The 3,228-nt window shown below is 63.1% G+C and carries 4 protein-coding genes and 1 pseudogene; all 5 read right to left on the bottom strand.

Annotated elements, in window-relative coordinates:
* The coding region (locus HMPREF1022_RS11385; protein WP_009303220.1) for a DNA cytosine methyltransferase at positions 1-643 on the bottom strand (643 nt) is incomplete at its 3' end.
* On the bottom strand, positions 637-813 hold the full coding sequence (locus HMPREF1022_RS19090; protein WP_083823233.1) for a Com family DNA-binding transcriptional regulator: 177 nt from the start codon (positions 811-813) through the stop codon (positions 637-639). The genes HMPREF1022_RS11385 and HMPREF1022_RS19090, both read right to left, overlap by 7 nt.
* A gap of 178 nt (positions 814-991) precedes the next feature.
* Positions 992-2,050 carry a tyrosine-type recombinase/integrase gene (locus HMPREF1022_RS11380; RefSeq protein WP_009303219.1) on the bottom strand — a complete coding sequence of 353 codons (1,059 nt, stop codon included), beginning with the start codon at positions 2,048-2,050 and terminating at the stop codon, positions 992-994.
* A gap of 79 nt (positions 2,051-2,129) precedes the next feature.
* Positions 2,130-2,732 (bottom strand): hypothetical protein, encoded by a 603-nt coding sequence (locus tag HMPREF1022_RS11375; RefSeq protein ID WP_009303218.1) that lies wholly within the window; start codon positions 2,730-2,732, stop codon positions 2,130-2,132.
* 314 nt (positions 2,733-3,046) lie between these two features.
* A pseudogene (locus HMPREF1022_RS18930) lies at positions 3,047-3,228 on the bottom strand (hypothetical protein); the annotation flags it as partial.

Here is a 3,228-nt window from a genome sequence, read left to right as displayed (position 1 = left end):
ATAAATGACGGGTCCGGGATAGACTTCCAAGGCGGACGTTTTTCGTCGCCCGGTCAATCCGTAGGCCCAGCCAAGCAAAAAGCTGCGGAGATTGGTTGACGTTTCCCAGGATTCTCTGGAGCGGAGACAGCAACCGATGCTCTCCGTCAGGCAGGCGACCGTGGGGGTAGGCAACAATGAAAACCCGCTCCCGATGGTGCGGAGCGCCAAGGGCGGCCGCGGGCAGCACTTCCCATTCCGCATCGTACCCGAGCGCGGCCAGGTCTTGCAGGACGCTCTCAATACCGCAGGAAAGCAGGCCCCGCACGTTTTCAATGATGACGTAACGGGGCCGGACTTCCCCGATGAGCCGCGCATATTCATACCACAAACCGCTCCTTGTCCCTTGTTTGATACCCGCGCGGCCGCCCGCGCTGCTGACATCCTGACATGGGAAACCACCACACAGCACGTCCACAGGCGGCAGGTCCGCCCCTCTGAGTCCGGACACGTCACTATATATGGGGGTGCCCGGCCAGTGCCTGGCGAGCACCGCCCGGCAGAACGGGTCGATCTCGCAAAACCATTGATGTTCAAAGCCCGCCCAGGTGAGGCCCAGGTCACACAGACCGGCCCCGCTGAACAGGCTGCCTACTTTCAGCAAGCATTACTCCGTGGCAGGCCGTCCGGCGGCTCGGAGTCGGGGCGCTCGGCCCTCACGATGGTGAAAGCCCCGCAGCGGGGGCATTTGAATTCCATAATCCTGGCCTGGCCTTTGGCCAGGAGTTTGCCGCAATGGCAGCACCTGATTTCTTCGCAATTATCCTTTTGCATGGTATGTAATGATGTTGCGCCCCGTGCAACGGCCTGCTAGCGTGTTTACGCCCTTTGCCAAGGGTAAACACAGCAGGCGGTTACTCCGCACGATGGACGGTCCGTCGTGTGGGGCCGTGGTCCGGCTTCCCCAGCCGGGCCGGTGGGGGCGCTCTCAACGCCCCCGCCTCTGCCGAGTTCAGTCCAGCCCCAGCGACGGGGCCGCATTTACCGCCTTGCGACGCTGCTTGGCGCTGGTATGGCGGTAAAATCTCACGATCATTTTTTCGTTAGCGTGGCCCATGACCTCGGCCACGCACTTCAGGTCCGCCGCATTGTCCAGCGCCCGACTTGCAAAAGCGTGGCGCAGGTCATAGGGCCGGATGCGTCGCTCAATACCCGCCCGGCGCAGTGTATTGCGCCAGGCCCGGCTGATGCTACGCACGGGCCGCCCTCTATAGTGGATGACCCACGGGCAGCCATTGCCCGCATCCTCAGCTTCCCAGCGTCGCAGCAGGCGCAGTACATCCTGCCGCAAGGGCACCTCACGGGCCTCGGCGCGTGCGCCCTTGGCCGCATTAGGCATACGTAGCACGGCTCCGCGCGTATCAATATCCGTCCAGCGCAGACGAAAAAGCTCTGACGGACCTATGCGCGCGCCGGTGGCCATGCCTAGGGCGATCACCCGCTGCACATGCGGCGCGGCCGTCGCATAGAGCATCCGAGCTTCACGGGCCGTGGGCGGGTCCGGCGTCTGCGGCGCGGGGCTGGCCAGTTGGAGGCCCGCCAGTGGATTGGTGGGCAGCAGACCCCAGCGGGCCGCCCAGTTATAGGCGGCCCGGACGATGCCCATGCGGCGGCAGGCCGTGCTTTTACTCACGCCGCGTTGTTGCTGCAGCGCGAGAAACGCGCCCACGTCCTCCACCGTCAGACAGTGAGCCTTGCGCTGGCCGTAGATATCCGTAAACAGCCGCAGATGGTACGCGCTGGCGGCCCTAGTGGCCGGATTGCCCAGGCTGTCCAGATAACGATCCAGAACTTCGGTTATCGTGGGGCTCGCCGGGCGGCCCTGGGCTCTCCGCCGCCGCACGGCCTTGATGATGGCCCGCTCCCGCTCATAGAGCGATGCCTGGGCCTCCTCAAAGGCAAGAGCGTCCTTCTCCTGGGCAAAGGCCCGCTGGCGGGGCCTGCCGCTCCACGGCTCACGGTATTTGACCACCCAGGGCTTACTTTTGTACTTCAGGCACACAATGGACATACTGCCTCCTTTTGTGTGCCTTATCGGTCAAATCCCTATGTGGTTGTCAAAGAGCGGTCCGGCCGGGCCTGGTTACGGACTACACCGCATAGCTGACCTCAACGTCGGCCAGGGCGTCGGTGGAATCGGCTGCGGCCACGGCGGCCAGCAGCTCGTCGCGGCGGGCCGTATGCAGGGCCAGTAGGGTGTCCGGTCCGTCAGGGTCAACGCTGACCAGGGAGGCGGCGGCCACGGCCACCTCTGTGGTGGAGGGCGTAGCTGTGGGCATGGTCAGGCTGGCAACGATGGCCGCGTCGCAGGCCGTCTTGACCTCGCGCTCTTTTTCGGCCTTCAGTACGGCCAGCGGCTTGGCCGGGCGTTCCGTCACGGCCCCTTTGGGCAGTGGGCCGAGAGTCTCCATATAGCGGGGCTGGCTGGTGTAGTCGTCGCCCATAGCGGGCTGCCAGAAGGGCGTGCCGCCGGTTTTGGTGCCTTTGGAATCCATATGCTGGCGGTGATCCTCCACTACCTCCCAGGCGCTGCCCGTCCAGCGGGCCGCGTGTCTGGTCGGGATGTCTGCGGGCGGAGCCACGGGCGTAGCCCCAGCGCAGACGGTCAACTCCTTACCGCCCACAACCTGAGCGGGGCGGGAGCCGGTAAGCGCGCCGGTGCGCAGGTCGATTGTGTACATAGTGGCGCTCATAGTATCTCCTTGGATGGTTGAGGGTTATTGTTTTGCACTTCGCCTTTCCGAGCTTGGGTGCTTGGGACAGATCGGGAGGCCGGAGGCTGGCAAGAAGACGCGTTACAGGGGCATGTACACGGATACGGTGGTGCGTCAGAACGCCAGAATTATGTAAACGTGCCCACCATGCTGTCAGTGGTGCCGATAGATAACAACAGCACTGTCAGCATGACCAACGCCCAGAAACAGGCATATGTATCTGACGGCGCACACGGTACGCCGCGCATTGCAAGCGACACCCGCCCAGAAAACACCATAGTCCCCGTGATCCTTTACCTCGGGTGGCCCAGATAGAGGATGATGGGCTGACAAACGTGCTGGGGGACGTTTTGTGGACCGGTGGGCACGACGCGACTCGCATCAAATGAAGCTGCTCCATTTTCATGGCGTACCATTCCTTGGCTTCCAAAAGTATCGGCTGTGACAGACTGAATTTTAAATGCGCCGGATGCCA

This window comes from Desulfovibrio sp. 6_1_46AFAA (genome assembly GCF_000224635.1).
Classification (GTDB): domain Bacteria; phylum Desulfobacterota; class Desulfovibrionia; order Desulfovibrionales; family Desulfovibrionaceae; genus Desulfovibrio; species Desulfovibrio fairfieldensis.
This window is presented reverse-complemented; position numbering and strand designations above follow the sequence as displayed.